Origin of the sequence: Prochlorococcus marinus str. MIT 9515, from assembly GCF_000015665.1 — a bacterium.
GTDB lineage: Bacteria > Cyanobacteriota > Cyanobacteriia > PCC-6307 > Cyanobiaceae > Prochlorococcus_A > Prochlorococcus_A marinus_P.
Genome location: NC_008817.1, coordinates 842,766 through 861,003 on the forward strand (window position 1 = coordinate 842,766; position 18,238 = coordinate 861,003).

14 protein-coding genes are annotated in these 18,238 nt (G+C 28.5%); 5 read left to right on the forward strand and 9 right to left on the reverse strand.

The annotated features are described in order from the left end of the window. Positions 1–2,463 carry a phenylalanine--tRNA ligase subunit beta gene (gene pheT / locus P9515_RS04635; protein WP_011820261.1) on the forward strand — a complete coding sequence of 821 codons (2,463 nt, stop codon included), beginning with the start codon at positions 1–3 and terminating at the stop codon, positions 2,461–2,463. Positions 2,464–2,571: 108 nt separating this feature from the next. Continuing rightward, entirely contained in the window at positions 2,572–2,820 is a 249-nt protein-coding gene (locus P9515_RS04640) for a hypothetical protein (protein ID WP_041710593.1), read from the forward strand. 376 nt (positions 2,821–3,196) lie between these two features. Here P9515_RS04640 and P9515_RS04645 read toward each other — a convergent pair whose 3' ends face one another. Then, a complete protein-coding gene (locus P9515_RS04645) occupies positions 3,197–4,213 on the reverse strand; it encodes a molecular chaperone DnaJ (RefSeq protein WP_041710594.1) in 1,017 nt (338 codons plus the stop codon). Between the two features lie 146 nt (positions 4,214–4,359). On the opposite strand from P9515_RS04645, the gene P9515_RS09700 reads away from it, so the two are divergent. Next, entirely contained in the window at positions 4,360–4,536 is a 177-nt protein-coding gene (locus P9515_RS09700; RefSeq protein ID WP_011820264.1) for a hypothetical protein, read from the forward strand. A 3-nt stretch (positions 4,537–4,539) separates the two neighbouring features. On the opposite strand, the gene P9515_RS04650 is transcribed toward P9515_RS09700, so the two are convergent. Next, a complete protein-coding gene (locus P9515_RS04650; protein ID WP_011820265.1) occupies positions 4,540–5,370 on the reverse strand; it encodes an ATP adenylyltransferase family protein in 831 nt (276 codons plus the stop codon). 56 nt (positions 5,371–5,426) lie between these two features. Then, on the reverse strand, positions 5,427–5,813 hold the full coding sequence (locus P9515_RS04655; RefSeq protein WP_011820266.1) for a DUF2237 family protein: 387 nt from the start codon (positions 5,811–5,813) through the stop codon (positions 5,427–5,429). A gap of 113 nt (positions 5,814–5,926) precedes the next feature. Between P9515_RS04655 and P9515_RS04660 the strand changes: the two genes are divergently transcribed. Beyond that, positions 5,927–6,148 (forward strand): hypothetical protein, encoded by a 222-nt coding sequence (locus P9515_RS04660; RefSeq protein WP_011820267.1) that lies wholly within the window; start codon positions 5,927–5,929, stop codon positions 6,146–6,148. 5 nt (positions 6,149–6,153) lie between these two features. Here P9515_RS04660 and metH read toward each other — a convergent pair whose 3' ends face one another. After that, positions 6,154–9,717, reverse strand: a complete 3,564-nt coding sequence (gene metH, locus P9515_RS04665) for a methionine synthase (RefSeq protein ID WP_011820268.1) — start codon at positions 9,715–9,717, stop codon at positions 6,154–6,156. A gap of 21 nt (positions 9,718–9,738) precedes the next feature. After that, entirely contained in the window at positions 9,739–10,653 is a 915-nt protein-coding gene (locus P9515_RS04670) for a branched-chain amino acid transaminase (RefSeq protein ID WP_011820269.1), read from the reverse strand. Between the two features lie 71 nt (positions 10,654–10,724). Between P9515_RS04670 and cobN the strand changes: the two genes are divergently transcribed. Further along, the gene (gene cobN, locus P9515_RS04675) at positions 10,725–14,462 is read left to right on the forward strand and encodes a cobaltochelatase subunit CobN (RefSeq protein ID WP_011820270.1); all 3,738 of its coding nucleotides are present in this window, start codon (positions 10,725–10,727) and stop codon (positions 14,460–14,462) included. Position 14,463: 1 nt separating this feature from the next. Here the strand turns inward: cobN and P9515_RS04680 are convergent, their stop codons facing one another. The 4 genes from P9515_RS04680 to P9515_RS04695 form a co-directional block, all read right to left on the reverse strand. Beyond that, positions 14,464–15,111, reverse strand: coding sequence for a PHP domain-containing protein (locus P9515_RS04680; protein WP_011820271.1), 648 nt, complete (start codon positions 15,109–15,111; stop codon positions 14,464–14,466). Positions 15,112–15,124: 13 nt separating this feature from the next. Next, positions 15,125–15,676, reverse strand: a complete 552-nt coding sequence (gene hemG / locus P9515_RS04685) for a menaquinone-dependent protoporphyrinogen IX dehydrogenase (protein ID WP_225867070.1) — start codon at positions 15,674–15,676, stop codon at positions 15,125–15,127. Between the two features lie 87 nt (positions 15,677–15,763). Next, a complete protein-coding gene (uvrC, locus tag P9515_RS04690) occupies positions 15,764–17,698 on the reverse strand; it encodes an excinuclease ABC subunit UvrC (protein WP_011820273.1) in 1,935 nt (644 codons plus the stop codon). A 9-nt stretch (positions 17,699–17,707) separates the two neighbouring features. Then, positions 17,708–18,196 carry a flavin reductase family protein gene (locus tag P9515_RS04695; RefSeq protein WP_011820274.1) on the reverse strand — a complete coding sequence of 163 codons (489 nt, stop codon included), beginning with the start codon at positions 18,194–18,196 and terminating at the stop codon, positions 17,708–17,710. Between the last annotated feature and the right edge of the window lie 42 nt (positions 18,197–18,238).

Here is an 18,238-nt window from a genome sequence, read left to right on the forward strand (position 1 = left end):
ATGAAGGTTTCTCAAAATTGGTTAAAATCCCTTGTAGATATAAATACTTCACCTGAAGATTTATCTGAAAAATTATCAATCGGCGGATTTGAAGTTGAGTCTCTTATTAATTGCTCAGAAAATGTTAAAGGAGTTGTCTTAGGAAAAGTTATATCAGTAGTTAAACATGATAATTCTGATAAATTATCTATCTGTAATGTTGATATTGGAAGCTCGAATTCTCTACAAATAGTATGTGGAGCAAAAAATGTAAAAGCAAATATATATGTCTATGTTGCTACTGTTGGAGTCCATTTAAACGCAATCAATTTAACTATCAAAAAGAGTGAAATAAGAGGAACTTTGAGCGAAGGAATGATATGTTCATTAGAGGAGTTGGGAATTGAAGATAATAGTGAAGGTATTGCTATTATTGAGGAGGAAAAGGCTTCAAAGCATATATTAGGTACCCCTGCTGCCCTTTTACTTGATTTGAACGATTACGTATACGATCTAGCTATAACTGCTAATAGACCTGATGGAATGTCTGTTGTTGGAATTGCTAGAGAAATATCCGCTCTTCTGGAAACAAATTTAAATCTTCCAAAAATAAAAAATGTATACGAAATTAATGTTCATAAGGATTTTGATCTGTGCACTGAGGCTATTACAAAAAAATGTCTTTATTCAATTAGTAAAATTGTATCTGTGAGTGGTAAGAAAATTACTCCTCAATGGATTAAAGATCGTTTAGATAAATCTGGGATTAATTCGATTAATCTTTTGGTGGATATAACTAACTTCATACTTTTAGAGCAAGGTCAACCATTACATGCATTCGATTTCGATAAATTAACAAATTTAGTTGGTAGAGAGGTTTTACCTGAAGATTTTTCTGTTAGAAAAGCAAAGGAAAACGAAAGTTTATTGTGTTTAAATGGTGAGATTTATAAATTAAATGAAAACATAACAATTATTGCTTGTGATGATAAGCCAGTTGCCATAGCGGGTGTGATTGGTGGTTTGCAAACAGCTGTGGATAAAGAAACATCTTCAATTTATCTTGAAGGTGCTGTTTTTAATCCCGTTACAATAAGAAAATCAGTAAAAGAAATTGGAGTTAGAACAGAATCTAGTAGTAGATATGAAAAAGGAATCTCTTTTAAAAATACATTAAATTCTGTAAGCCGCGCTATCAATATAATAGAGGAGTACTTTAATATTACGAAACCTGTAATTCATACTTCAATAGATTTACCGAATACCGAAATATTAATACCACTAAGGAGAAATAGAATTCACAAACTACTTGGTCCTTTGGCAATTAGAAATAACGATTATGAGATGAATGGTCAAATACAAAAGAGAAATTTATCAGATAAAGAAATAACAGATAAATTAAAGCTAATTGGTTGTAAATTAAATAATAAAGAATATGGATGGGATGTTGAAGTTATTCCCAACAGGTCGCAAGACTTAGTAAGAGAAATAGATTTGATAGAGGAAATTGCACGGTTAATAGGTTATGACATGTTTGATTTTAATTTGCCAAATCCTATAAAACCAGGAAAACTTTCTTCTTCTCAAATAGCACTAAGGAAGTTAAAAACTGGATTTATAGATAATGGCTTTAACGAAGTGTTGTCTTATTCTCTTGTTCCAGAGACTAATAATGATTTAATAAAAATTTCAAATCCATTATTAACTGAAACAAGTTGCTTAAGAGATAATATCTGGCAAGAACACATTAAAATTTGTAATCAAAATATAAATTCAGGATATGATTATTGTTGGATATTTGAAGTTGGAAATATATTTCATAAAAAACCTGACATATCACAAGAAGAAATCTTAAATGGAGCAATTTATGGAAATAACAAATTCGATAAATGGTACAGATCAAGTAAAGATGAAAATTTGAACTACTACGAAGCAAGAGGAAAGTTAAAGGAAGCATTAACGCTTTTAAATATATCAATTGAAGATAAGCCAACTGATTCAATAGATTTTCTTCATCCAGGTAGGACTGCCAAGTTATTTACTGAAGGTAAAGAAGTTGGTTATTTTGGAGAAATTCATCCAAAATTAGTCTCGAATAAAAAGGCATTAAAAAAAATGTACCTCTTTAGTTTGAAAATACCCAATATTTTAAATGCATGTACTAGAAAAAATAAATGGATACCAGTTTATAAACAATTTCCTACAGTTCCAAAAATGGAACGAGATATTAATTTTATATTCAATAAAAAATACTTAGTAAATGAGATAGTCTCACAAATAAAGAAATCTGGCAAAAAATTATTAGAAGAAGTTAATTTAATTGATGTTTATGACGATAATAGTTTTGGTAATGATTTCATAAGCTATACATTTAGATTGTCATATAGAGATTCTGAAAAAACATTATTAGATTCTGATATCGTTGATCTACATGAAAACATAGTTGAAATTATTGAAAAAAAATTCTCCACAAAATTAAGATAGCAGCATTATCGTAAGTCTTATAATAGACTAATAATAGGTCTAATATTAATTCTTATATGAGATAGTTAATATTCATATAAAAACAACTAATCTTATATAATAATGATCATGATAAATATACTCTCTTTTTTAATTTCATCCGTACTGTGGGTTCAAGTTCCTCAATGGGCTGATGACTGGTCTAAATGTGCAGTTGATGTGCCAGACTCGTCATGCCATTGGTATATTACAGCCCCAGATAATACATTCGGAGAAGGTTTTGATTGGGCCAATGCTCCTTGGTTTGATGCAAATGGATTGAGTGACATACCCAGCATTGATAAACAAACTGCAATTGAGAAATTACAAACTTCGTAGTACTGTCTATAAGGCAGATCCTTGTTCTCGTAAATACAGTTATATCAGTCTATAAATTAATTAATCTTATTTTTGGACACTTGAAGGACTTAATTTATAAAATATTCTAAGATGTATTACAAATCTAATAATAGAATCAGAGTAAGACTATTTATTAGTCTAGTTTAAGACTGTTGATATCAAAATTTCTCTATTCAATAATTAGTGTTTTCTATTTAAACTAGCCTTAAATTCGACTATCGAGGTCTGCTGTGATTATTTAATAAGAGATTTGTTTATTACTTAAGCTGTTAAATAAAACTAAGATTTATATGTCTTAATTTTCTTTTTTTGGACTAAATAATAGACTTAATCTTAGTCTCATATAAGACTACTGCTACTTCTTTCTGTATAGGTTTTTAAGTAACTGATATGCATCGTTTAACTTCCTCATTTCATCAGTTGATCCTCCTGCGTCTGGATGAGTTTCTAAAGCTATAGTCTTATATGCCTCTCTAATTTTATTTAAAGTATGAGCTGAACCTGCCGCTGTTGATAATTTTAATAATTTTAAAGCACTATGAACTGTCATTGTTGAATCCAATGCTTCAAAAGAATTTCCTTTGTTTTTTCTTTTAAATCTGCTTACAAATCTTCTTACTAATGTTGGTACTCTGTTTATTAAATCAGCTGTCGCAAATGGATCTTCCAAGACTCCTATCATTAAAATGACTAATTCTAAGGAAGGCGTTTGTTTGACCCAAAAGGGGCAAAGTTCAGAAATTAATTTGTTGGCTGCACTCCATGTGAATGGTAATTGTTCAGTTCCATCTATATTGGGCCATATATCTATACAGAACCAATCCATTGATGCTTCTATTATCTGTTCATTCGGAATAGTTCCATATAAATTTTTCCAATGGCTAATTATTTCAATTCGACATTTTATTAAGTCATTTTCTTTGATCGTATTAATTTGAATATCATTAATATTTTGTTGTGTCTTTTCTATATTTATACTTCTCCTAAGATTTCTAACTTTTTTTCCTACAAAATTAGGTAAGTTGATGTTTAAATTTGGTTTTTCAATAACTTTTTTATTATTTATGGGGATTTTTACTTCAAAATCTTTTTTAATTTTCTCTTCTTTATCCGATTTAATTAGAACTAAAGCATTATTTTCATCAAAGTTAGAATAATCATTTATGTTTTCCTTACCGCCATAATCTATTGATTGTTGTTGATGTTTAGGTAATAAATCTTCTTCTTGAAGAAGTTCTGTTAGCAACTTTTCTATTACAGGACCTCTTGCTCTAAAACCCCATTCTTTTCGTAATTGATCGAACCTAGAAATTAATTCTTCTGGCAAATCAATTGAAATCCTTTTAGTATTTGAATTCTCAGAAGTACTCAATTAATCTTTTTTTTTATAATAGAACAAAAAATTAATTGTATTAATAATATGAAAGTCTATATAAACATATTGTCTTTAAATCAGAATCAAATCTTATTTCAGTCACAAGTAAATTAAAAAAATTTTTATAATATAAAGAAAAAAAAATGTTTAATTGTAATTTCAAATCCTCTAAAGAAAGAAAATCTTTTTATCAAAATAAGAAGCTAGAGATGCTTAATTTTGTCAAAGACTCCCTTGAGAGAAAAATAGCATCAGTAAGCGCTTCGATTGAAGTTCTAGAAAATCAAATAAAAAGAGACAATATTGAAATTATAAATTAATTTCTAAACGAAATTTTCAAGGAGTTTAACAGGTCCATATTTTTGCAAGTATTTAATATTTGAATTATCTGTAATTAGTAAATATCCAGCAAAACCTAATCCATTAACACTAAATCCCTTTATATGATCGTATTTTCTCTTGATTATGGCTATCCAATCATTTGTAATTAATATGTTGTGAGGATATTTTGGCTTTTCACTATTCAAGGGATCACCCAAGCCAATTTTTTTTGATAATTCTAAGTATTTATTATAAATATCTGATGAATTTCCTGATAAGCTAAATTTAGAAACAATAATATTTTTTTTAAGCTTACTATTATTATTATTATCTAATTCCAAATCTAGAAACCACTTCTCTCTTGGGCAAATAATTTCACCATAAGTTCTTCTTAAAAGTTGGAAATGTCTATGGGGTTGACTTGCTCCAGCTATTGGCGAACTATTAAAAAACCATAGACCTGATGTATCGTTATTTACTCTTTGTATAGCTGACCAATCATGAATATCTAACCATCCATTTTGAGGTTTCCAAGTATTTGTTATTAGTAAAATATGTCCCTCTTGCACAGGATATTTATTTAGTATTAATTGATGATTAGCTCCGATTTTATCTATTTCTAGTACTTTATCCCATGGGTTGAATGGATTTTGTTTTGGACCGTAAATATTATTTTTCTTAAATCTCGAAGTATCTAGTTTTCTAATTATAAAGTCATTTTTATTATAAAAATCTCCTGTAACAACTTTAGTTTTAAGAGGAAATAAGCTATGTTTTTTGATAGATAAATGTGTTTGATCTAAGGCTTTTTTCCAGTATTTTTCACATCTCATTTCGAATATACAGATAAATTCCCATGCTTATTTTAAAAAATATAATAAATTTAGAATTACTTTTTATTAAATTGATATTCTTTTAGTTTTTCTAATGAAACAAATTCTAAAACTATAATATTTGTTGACTCCAATATAACCATTGGTGCTAAGCCATCAAGTAAAGCTTGTCTCCACCTATCTAAACAAATACACCAATGATCTCCCTCCTTAAGACCTGGGAAGGAATACGCAGGCATAGGTGTTATCAGATCGTTACCCTGAGACTTACTATATTTAAGAAAATTATCATCCATAACACAGCAAATTGAATGATTTCCTCCATCATTTAAATCATATTTGCAAAATCCATCACGGAACCAACCTGTTAAAGGGTTACAGCTGCATACTTCAAGCTTCTGACCTAAGACATTTAAATGTTCATTATTTATTTGTTTATCCATTTCATTAATTGTGAATTTAGTTAAATAATAATAAATACTCGTACATTTCTTAAAAAAGGGTTGACGAATATGGGGGGTGAAGAGTTATTTATTTTAATAAGGTTTTTTTCAATATGGATTGGGACTTTACTGAAAACATAGCATTTAAATCACTGAGTGAGGCTTTTAATGAAAGCGATGAAACGTCAGCAATCGAGTTCTTATCGAGTGATGGAGCCTCATACTATTTAGAGTTGATACAGGATGCGGCTGGCGAAGGCATTGATTTAAGTGATTCTGAAATTATGGAAGAACTTCAAAGTGAAATAATAGATTATCTTGAAAAAAATTTATAGAAATTCTATGCACTGAAATATTTTGCTTTTGAATGTAGGGAAATAATAGCGGTAGTACTTTGTTCAGGGTGTAATTGCTCTGATTCGTCCATTGTTAAATTTATCCTTTTAGCATCTAATAAAGATAATTGTATATTTGAATCCGAAACTTTAGGACAAGCTGGATATCCAAATGAATATCTAGCTCCTCTATATTTTTGAGCTAAGATTTCACGGTTATTGGTTGGCTCAAATTTTTTAAATCCACATTCAATTCTTACTAAAGAATGAACATATTCTGCAAGAGCTTCTGCTAATTGGACTGTTAAACCATGAAATATCAAATAATCACTATATTTATCAGCTTTAAATAATTCTTGTGAATATTCGCTTGCTATTGCTCCCATAGTTACTGCTTGCATTGGAAATATATCTAATGGCTGGTTATTTTTAAGATCACAATAAAAATCTGCTATGCAAAGATTATTTCCGGATTTTTGTCTAGGAAAATTAAATTCAGAAATCTTTTTATGAGATTTATTATCGAAGAGGTAAATACTATTATCTTTCCTCCCGCAATTAAAATAACCATATACTGCTTTTGGCGATATTAATTCTTTATCTAAAATAATATCGATCCATTTTTGAAGTAATGGATTTGCGTATGACTCTAAATATTTATTATATTCTTCAACTGATTGACCTTTGTTTTTTTTAATTTGCCATTGGCCACTAAATAATGCTTTTTTATCTAGATAGAAAAGCAACTTTTCAATATCTATATCTACATTTTGAAGAACTCTTGTTCCAATGAATGGTGCTTTTATTGGTTTTTCTTCATCTACAAAACTAGATCTTTCAAAATTCTCTATTATTTTAATTTTTTCAGTATTTTTAATATTTTTATTTAAATATCTATTCTTATCAGTAGATCTTGGAGAAGCTAATTTAATTTGTATATCATCCTCATTAATAAAACCATTTTCATTAGACCAGTTTCCATTCTTTTTACTTTCCATAAATTCATTCATGAATTGTAAATCTGTAAAAGCATCTTTCCCGTATAGTATTTTTCCTTTATATATTTGACTACAATCCTCATTTACGAATTTTGGAGTTAATGCTGCGCCTCCAAGTATTACTGGAACATTAATTTCAGCATTATTAAATGCTTCTAAATTATCTTTCATAAATGCTGTTGATTTTACAAGTAAACCACTCATAGCTATACAATCTGCTTTATGAATTTTTTGTGCTTCAATAATGGCTGAAACATCCTGTTTTATTCCAAGGTTGATTACATCAAAACCGTTATTTGAGAGAATTATATCAACTAAATTTTTTCCTATATCGTGAACATCTCCTTTTACAGTTGCTATTAGTAATTTTCCATTTGATACTTTTTCATCTACTGTTTCCATATGAGGTTCTAATACTGAAACAGCGAATTTCATCGTTTCTGCAGATTGCAAAACAAATGGTAATTGCATTTGGCCAGATCCGAATAATTCACCAACTACCTTCATTCCATCTAATAAATATGTATTAATTATTTCAAGTGGATTATATTTTTTTAAGGCATTATTTAAATTTTCTTCTAAACCAATCTTTTCTCCATCAACAATATGGTTTTTAAGTTTTTCCTCTAAACTTAATTTTTTGTTTGAAGTAGATGCTTTTTTAAAGTCACTTATTGTTAAATCTTGAAATGCTTTTGTTAACTCAACTAATGGATCATATACACATATTTTATTTTTAAAATTTCTTCTATCATAAATTAAATCCAAACATAATTTTTTAGTATCTTCAGAGATTTTTGAAAGAGGCAATATTTTATTTGGTGCAATAATAGCTGAATCTAATCCCGCCTTAATGCATTCATCGAGAAATATTGAATTAAGATTTATTCTTGATAATGGTGAAAGGCCAAAGCTTATATTAGATATTCCTAAGATGATGTGTATATCTGGAAAACTTTTTCTTATTTTTAATATTGCTTCAATAGTTGCTTTTGCATTTAATCTATCTTCCTCTATTCCAGTCGATATTGGTAATGCTAAAGGATCGAAAAATACTTCGTAATCTTCAAGGCCACTTGATCTAGTTTGTATTAATGCTCTTTTTGCAATGTTATATTTTTTATCTGAAGTTCTTGCCATTCCATCTTCATCAATAGTACCAATAACGATTCCCGAACCATAATCTAAAGCGAGTTTTAAAACCTGATTAAATCTGTCATCTCCGTCTTCGTAGTTAGTTGAATTAATAATGCATTTTCCACCTGCAGTCTTTAATCCACTTTCCATTTTATCTGCCTCTGTTGAATCTATCATTAAAGGAAGATTTATATTAGTAACTAATCTTGAGGTGATTTCCTTCATATCTTTAACTCCATCTCTACCCACATAATCAACATTGACATCTAATATGTGAGCATTTTCTTTTTGCTGCTGTTTAGCAATAGATACTAAACCATCCCAATCATCTTTATTTAGTAATTCCCTGACTTTTTTTGAACCGCTAGCATTTAAACGTTCTCCGACAATTAATATTGAATTATCTTGTTTGTATGGAACAGAATTATAGATAGATGCTGCAGAAGGAATAAAACTATTTTTTTCAGTTGAGGATTTTGTATTTATTTTCTTTTTATCAACTATTTCATCAATAATGGAAGATAAATATTTGATATGTTCCGGAGTGGTTCCACAACATCCTCCAATAAGTTGAACGTTATAATCATAAATAAAGTTCATCAACTGCATTTTTAACTCAATTGGAGTTAATTTATAATGAGCAACTCCTCCAACATTTTCAGGTAGTCCGGCATTAGGAATGCAACTAATTGCGAAGGGTGAATTTTCAGATAGATACTTTATATGATCTTTCATTTGAACTGGACCAGTTGCACAGTTAAGTCCCAAAATATCAATTTTGTATGGCTCTAATATTGTCAAGGCTGAAGCTATATCTGAACCTACAAGCATTGTGCCTGTAGTTTCCATTGTTATAGATATCATTATGGGTAAATCAATATTCTTATTTTTAATAACTTCTTGAGATGCAAATAATGCTGATTTTATCTGTAAAACATCTTGGCATGTTTCTATTAATAAAAGGTCAATACCTCCGTCTATAAGACCATGTATCTGTTCTTCATAAGATTCTTTTAGTTTATCAAATTCAATATGACCTAATGTCGGTAATTTAGTAGTTGGTCCAATAGATCCAGCAACAAATCTAGGCGAATTAACTGAAGAAAATGAATTTACACTTTTTTGAGCTATTTGAGCTGCTTTTTTATTGATATCATAAGCCTTACTGGCAATATTATATTCATCTAAAACAATTGATGAAGCTCCAAATGTATTGGTTTCAATTACATGACAACCTGCTTCAAGAAATGAATTATGTACTTGTTCTACAATATTTGGAGAAGATAAAACTAGATTTTCATTACAGCCTTCTAATTCATCTCCACCAAAGTGATTAGATGATAAATTTAAATTTTGAAAAGAAGTGCCTGTACCACCATCGAAAATTATAATTGGTTTATCATCTCTATTTAAATAATCCCTAAATGAAACCATATGTTTATACGAAAACCTAAATTAATTAATTTTAATACGAGTAATCCAACTATCATAGTCTTGTGATCGCCCTTCCGTTATTTCTATAAGCTTATTTTTCAGTTTATTCATTATTGGACGTTTTTTATCAATTCTAGTAGATTCTATTTGTTTTACCGGTGTAATTTTAGCCGCAGTACCAGTTAGAAACACCTCATCTGCAATAAGTAACTCAGTCTTATCAACGGGTCTTTCTATAACATTTATTCCAAAAGACTTAGCTAATTCAAGAACACTAGCTCTCGTGATTCCTTCCAGAATGTCTTGATCAACACCTGGTGTTATCAATTCACCATTTCTGACTATAAATAAATTCATACCACTTGCTTCACTTACTTTTCCACTTGAATTTAAAAGTAAAGCTTCATCAAACCCAGATAAACTAGCTTCTGTTTTAGCTAATGAACTTGTAATGTAAGCACCACTTATTTTTCCTCTTAATGGCAAAGATCTATCTTCTTGTCTTGTCCAACTACTCATTCTGCAAGATACACCATCCGGAGATAAGTAATCTCCCAGTTCAATGCAATAAATAAAGAAATCGGTTTCTATATTATGCAATCTTGGAGCTATACCTAAATCACTAGTATAGACAAATGGTCTTATGTAGATTGGTTTTGATGGTTTATTAATTTTTAAAATTGTTTCAATGGCATTAAAAATATAATCTTCAGATATTTCTGCTAAAAGCAATTTGGCGCTTTGAGATAACCTTTTTATATGTTTATCTGTTCTAAATAAGAGAAATTCATTATTATCTTCGGGATTTGGGATAGCCCGCATTCCTCCAAAGGCGGCTGTTCCATAATGAAGTGAATGAGTTGCTATAGATACTTTTGCGTCTTTAAAAGGTATACACTTACCTTCAAACCAGGCATATGGAAGAAATTCTTGCATATTTAATTTTAGAAATGAGTTAAAATTGTTCTAACTTACTTAAGTATTCTAAACCTAATTATTATATTTAAATGCATAGGATATTAAATATTGCGGGAAATGAAAATAATAATATCGATTTTGTAGAACAGCCTAGAGCTGATTTTATATTCATTACCAGCGTAAAAGCTGACATAAATATAATTTCATCTTTAATAGAAGAAAATGAATTCAACTTATTTAAAAATAATATTAGAGCTTTAGAAATTACAAATCTTAATACCTTCGCACAAATAGATAATTATTTTTTTAAAACAATAAATTATGCAAAAGTAGTCGTTCTTAGATTGTTTGGTGATAAAGGTACATGGAGTTATGGAGTCGAGCAATTAATAAAATGGCAAGAAGCAAATGATAATCGAACTCTTTTAATTCTATCCGGGACTGAAGAGGAGGATTTATCGTTAAATGAATTAAGCAGCATTAATTTAAAGACTTCAATAAAAATAACTAAACTACTTAGAGCAGGAGGTAGGGAGAACTATAGAAGATTTCTATATTGTTTAACTTTTTTATCATCTATTGAAAAAAGTATTCCAGAAAAATATACTACGGAAGTTTTTTATCCAGATCCTTATCAATATGATTGGCAAAATGAAAAGGGCTTAAAAGTTGGAATAATTTCTTATAAGTCATTATTTTTAGCGAACGAAATTGAATTATCAAAAGAATTGATTTACCAGCTAAGGTTAAATGGTTTATCACCCAAAACAGTATTTATATCAAGTCTGAAGAATTTAAATGTACAGAAAGAATTGATTAATATTTTTAAAAAAGAAGAGATAAAATTGCTAATAACTACTACATCTTTTTCATCGTCGCTTAACACACATAGCAAAGATGTAGATGAAAATTTAAATATATTTAAGTCATTAAATATACCCATTTTACAAGTTCTTACATCTAACAAATCTAGAAAAGAGTGGATTCATTCATCAACAGGAATGAATTCAACAGATTTATTAATGCAAATAATAATTCCAGAATTTGATGGACGAATTACTACAAAGCCATGTGCTTTTAAAGAAGTTATATCTATAAATAAAACTTTATGTAGCAAAATTACAAATTATAAAGTTGATAATAGAAATATTAAATGGATTACAAAACTTGCATGTAATTATGTAAAACTGAATAATTTAAAAAATTTTGATAAGAAAATATCATTAGTAATTGCTAATTATCCCGTAAAAAATGGAAGAATTGGAAATGGAGTTGGTTTAAATACACCACAGTCTGTTCTAAATATTCTTTATTGGTTAAAAGAGGAAGGATATGATCTTGGCTCGACAGAATTACCTAAAAATTCTTCACAACTTTTTTCATTGCTTATTAAAACTAGAACAAATGATATTGAGTCACAAAACAATGAACCTCTTGATTATTTATCACTAACTGAATATCTAGAATTTTGGAACAAATTATCGCTTAATTCTAAAAATTTAATAATTAATAGATGGGGTCTTCCATCTAAAGCTCCAGATATAGAAAATAAAGGTTTTTCTATAAATGGACTTTTATTTGGAAAAATTTGTTTATTAATTCAACCTCAAAGAGGTTATGATATTGAATCTAATAGAGATATTCATTCTCCTGATCTACCACCTCCACATAGATATTTAGCACAATATCATTGGCTAGAAAATAATTTCAATTCAAATGCTATTTGTCATATTGGTAAACATGGAACTGTTGAATGGTTACCTGGAAAATCTATAGGACTTAGTAATGATTGTTTTCCAAGTATTATTTGTCCTCCTATTCCAAATATTTACCCATTCATTGTTAACGATCCAGGAGAGGGTTCTCAAGCAAAAAGAAGAACACATGCGACTATAATCGATCACCTTACACCCCCTTTAGATAGATCTGAATTATACGGAAACCTTTCGATTTTAGAACAATCACTAGACGAATACTATGAGGCTAAATTACTGAATTCTAAGCGTATTAATATTATTGAAAAATCTATATTAGAAATAATTAAATCTGATTTTAAAGATATTATATTATTTGAAGAGTCAAATAAAATAGAAGCAATCGACTCTTACCTATGCGAGCTTAAAGAATCACAAATCAGAACTGGGCTTCACATATTTGGAACTAGACAAAAATTTTTAAATGAAATTAATTTGATCTTAAGTATTGCAAGAGTCCCTACATCTAAACGTTGCGGATTAATCCAATATATATCAACAAATCTAAATTTAGAGTTAGATCCATGGACAAATGATTATCAACAAATTCTTAGTGATAAAGATAAGGAAATTATTAATTATTATTCAAAGGATAAAATTAATAATTTTAGAAGAGCTTTAGAATTTTTAGAATTTCAAGCTAAATATTTAATTTATTATAGTTTCTATAGAAATCAAATAATTTTAAATGATTTAGAAATATTAGAAAATAAAAAGATATTATTATTATTAACTGAAAATAAAAAAAATGAAGAATATTTTTATATTATTCACAAAGAAATTGTTGATCCTATTATTAAGTCTTCTATAAATGAGAAGCTATCATTTATAAATTCTTTAAAAGGATTATATGTAAATAGCGGACCTTCCGGAGCTCCAACAAGAGGAAAAACAGAGGTTCTCCCAACTGGTAAAAATTTCTTTTCTATTGATTCAAGAGGATTACCAACTGAATCAGCTTGGATAGTGGGATGTCAATCAGCTTCTCAAATAGTAGGATTATATAAACAAGAACACGGACAAGACCTTAAAAAAATAGCAATTTCAGTATGGGCAACATCTACAATGAGAAATGGTGGTGAAGATATTTGTCAAATTTTATATTTAATAGGAGTAAAACCAATTTGGGATGGCCCTTCTAGAAGAGTTATTGATTTAGAAATAATTCCTTTAAGTGTACTTGGCAGACCAAGAGTTGATGTTACTTTGAGAATTTCTGGAATGTTTAGAGATGCATTTCCACAATTAATATCTTTAGTTCATAAAGCTATTCAGATAGTTTCTCATCTAAATGAAGATATTAAATTTAATCCAATTTTAGACTCTCTTAAAAATGGAGATTCCCTTAATCGAATTTTTGGTTCTGCTCCTGGTGCATATGGAGCTGGTTTACAGGAGTTAATTTCAAATTCTAGTTGGGATAATAATGATGATTTGGCTGATTCATACTTAAATTGGAGTAAGTGGATTTACTCTGATAGTAATGAACCTATCGAAAACAAAAAAGAATTAGAAAAGGTACTTAAAAATATTCAAGTAGTTATTCATAATCAAGATAATAGAGAACATGATATTTTAGATTCAGATGATTATTATCAATTCCAAGGTGGAATATCATCCGCAATTAAAAAATTAAAAGGAAAATATCCCGAAATATATCACGGTGATTTATCAAAGTTTCGTAAATCAAAAATAAATAAATTAAGTTATGAAATTAATAAAGTCGTTAGAACAAGAGTTCTGAATCCAAAATGGATAGATGGAATGAAAGAAAATGGATACAAAGGAGCTTTTGAATTTTCTGCAACTCTTGATTATTTATATGCTTATGATGCAACAACGGAACTAGTCTCTGATTGGTGTTATAACCAAATATATAAATCATGGATATGTGATGAAAAACTTAAACAGTTCTTTTTTGAGAATAATCCTTGGGCTTTGAGGGATTTATCTCAAAGATTTATAGAGATTATTTATAGGAGAATGTGGAAAGAATCCACTCCAGAAATATTAGATAATTTAAAGAAAATTGTTAACATGGCCGATTCAAAAATCGAGAAAAATGAATACTAATTTATCGGCCCAATAAAGAATATCCATGACTATCTGTTCCGCATGTCTTTAGCATATTTAGGCTTTCTGTTAATTTGTTTATCTTTGAACATACAAAATTACTAGCTTGCCATCTTTCATTTAAATCATAGTCGTACCAAACTTCAATTCCATCAACTCCTTGATTATTAGCTTCAGGAATAAGTTTATAAAAAGGAATCCTATACCTTGCAGGATGAGCAAGAAAAGATATTCCTCCGGCTAATCTGATTGCCTTCGTTACTGATTTAATGTGTAAATCATTACCAATTGGCGACTCACCTTGTATGTAAGGCGTAAGATATTTACTATTTACATTAATTCCTAAGCCAATAACATGAACTAAACATCCAAGAAGTAAACAATTTATTTCGATTCCAGAGATTAGATTAAATGAATCGCTTGGATATTTCTTAAGAATATTGTTTTTTTCAATAAAAGTATGAGCTTTTACAGTGTGATGATCTGTAATAGCTATAAATTTTAGTTTGTTAATAAAAACTTGATCTAATAATTGTTCAGGTTCAAAGCTTCCATCACTAAATTTAGTATGACAATGAAAATTTATTATATGAGGACAACTATTTATATCTATATTTGAAGTTAATTCAATTAACTCTTTTTTATTCATTTATGAGAAAGTGTCAAAGTTTTGATATGGAATTAATTAATTTATCTACTTTTTTCCAATCAGTTAACTCGTAGGTTTTTGAAGTATCTTTTGGACCATTAGTTATAAACATTATAAATAAAATTGCTAATTTATTAAATGTGTCCAAACTTGGATAATCTAATCTACCAGCAAATACCTCTTTAGTTGAAGGATTCCATTTTACTTTTTTTAAGAATTTTATTAAATAAGGGTTAGTCTCAGGAGTTGATTTTTCTGGTTTTCTTGCTGTTAAATTTAATGAAAAGAAAGCTGTTTTTAAATTATTTAATTCTTGTAAATTTTTTTGAATATATTCATAAACATTCTTTCTGTGATATCCGTACCTAACACTTGCCCCAATAACAACTTCATTAAAATCCTCTAACTTATATTCTGAAGATTTTTCTATTGAAACAATACTTACACTTTTTTTGCCTTTTAGTTTCTTATAAATATATTCGCATATATTTTTTGTATGACCATCAACAGTAGAATATAAAATTAAAACCTTTGATTTTCTCCAGAACATTATTTTATTTATCAACTTAAATAATCCTACTTATTAATTTACACAAAATACAATAATATCAACATCTATGAATAATTCTAAAATAATTTCTCATATCCAAATTTAATCGCAATTGAAATAATCATATATATCTTTTGCTGTATTGCTCCCAAGTCCCTTTACTTTCATTAGTTCTTCTTTACTAGCAATTCTTATTGCATCTACAGAATTAAAATGCTCTAATAAATCCTTTATTCTTGAAGAACCTAATCCTGGTATCTGAGTAAGTTGTGACCTGTTCATTCTCCTAGATCTCTTATTGCGATGAAATGAAAGTGCAAATCTATGTGCTTCATCTCTTAATCTTCTTAGGAGCATTACTCCCTTTTGATTCATATCCGTATTAAGAGGTTTTGTTAATCCAGGTACATAAATTTCTTCATTCTTTTTTGCTAAGGAACATAGAATAACATCTTTTTCTAAATCAAGTTCTTCCAAAGCCTTATAAGCGGAGTTTAGTTGCCCTTTACCTCCATCAATCATTACCAAATCAGGCCAGTCAGAAAATAGTTCATTATCAAGACTACTTTGTTTAGTATTATTTATGGTACTTAGATTCCCTCCATTTTGTTTATATCTAGACCATTTTCTAAATCTTCTATGAATAACCTCATATATTGAAGCGTAATCGTCGCTATGACCTATGTAAACATTAGAGTCTTTTATTTTATATTTTCTATAATTTTGTTTCGATGGCAATCCATCTATAAACACAACTTGTGATGCTACTGGATCTGTACCTTGAATATGACTTATATCGTAGCCCTCTAATCTTCTTGGATGAATACTCAAATCTAGTATTTGAGATAAATCCTCAATAGCAGATTCATTATCTTGTATTCCATTTAATATTCTATTTAGTTCTAATCTTGCATTTTTTTGAACCATTTCAATTGTTTTTAATTTATTACTTCTTTTAGGATTAATTATTTTAACTTTTTTTTGTTTTATCTCACTAAGCCATTCTTCAATAATCTTTATTTTTTGGAAATTATATTGAACTAATATTTCAGAGGGAATTTCTATCCCTTCAACATTTATATAATGTTCTTCTAGAATTCTTTGAAGGATTTCACTTTCTTGAAGCCCATTCAATTTTTGACTATATCCAATACGACCAATTAATTTACCTGATCTCATCTGAAAGATTTGAATACTAGCTATATTTTTTTCCGAAACTATCCCGAAAATATCTCTATTTATGGAAGAATCAGGAATAGATATTTTTTGAGATTCAGTTAATAATCTTAGTCCGTTAATTTGATCTCTAATTTTTGCTGCTTTCTCATATTGAAGTTCAGTTGAATAAAAAGACATTTTTTTTTCAAGAATTTTAATTAAATCATCGTTTCTTCCTTGAAATACCATTGACGCTTGTTTCATTATTTTTTTGTATTCCTCTGATGATATTTTTTCTAGATCTACTCCTGTAATTTCACGATAAAAGGATTTTGATAATTTACTGTGTCTCAACGGAAAAATTTTTTTTATTAAAAATAATGTATTTCTTAAAAGACCAACATCTACATAAGGACCGTAATATCTATCTAAATTATTTCTATTCCTCCTTTTTCTAGTTATAAATATTTTTGGATATTTTTCACTCCATGTTATGCAAAGATATGGATATTTTTTATCATCTTTTAATAAAATATTAAAATATGGTTTATTGGTTTTTATTAAATTTGATTCTAAATTAAGAGCTTCATACTCACTGTCCGTGACGATAATATCTATCTCAGTTATCTGTCTTACCATTAAACATAATCTTGGTGAAAGATCAGCATAGTTATTGAAGTAACTACTTACCCTATTTCGAAGTGTTTTTGATTTTCCTATATAAAGTAAATTATTATCTAAATCCTTAAAAAGATAACATCCAGAACTCTTTGGTATTTCTGATAATCTTGATTTTAATAATTGCTTATTATTGATAAGTTTATATTCTATTTTAAAATTATATTTTTTATCCAATACTTTAGTTGAAGGATTATTCATCTATAGTTTCTAACCTCCATAATTCCATCCTGTACTATTTAAATTTAAAGATTCCACATCATTATTTAAATATGCTGTTAAAACTTCTCCAACAAAAACAGTATGATCACCATAGATAACATTACCTACAACTTTACATTCAACACCGCCAACACTATCTACTAAAATCGGTAACCCATATTCTCCCAAATTAAATTCCACGGATTCAAATCTTCCACCTAGTGCTTTTTGTGGTTTAAAAAAAACTGCGGCTAAATCCTTTTGATCACTTTTTAGAACATTTAATGAAAACTTACCAGTATTTTTAATTATTTCATGACTAGATCCTTCTGCTCTAACTGCCATTACAACAAGGGGAGGAGTGAAGGATCCTTGTGTAACCCAACTTGCTGTAAAACCATTTACTTCATTTTTCTCTTCATCTCTTACTCCGCAAATAAACAATCCATGTGGAATTTTTCTTAATAAGATTTTTTTTGCTTCAAGATTTAATGTCATAATTAATTTAATTAATAATTTTATTTTAACTAAATATCCTTT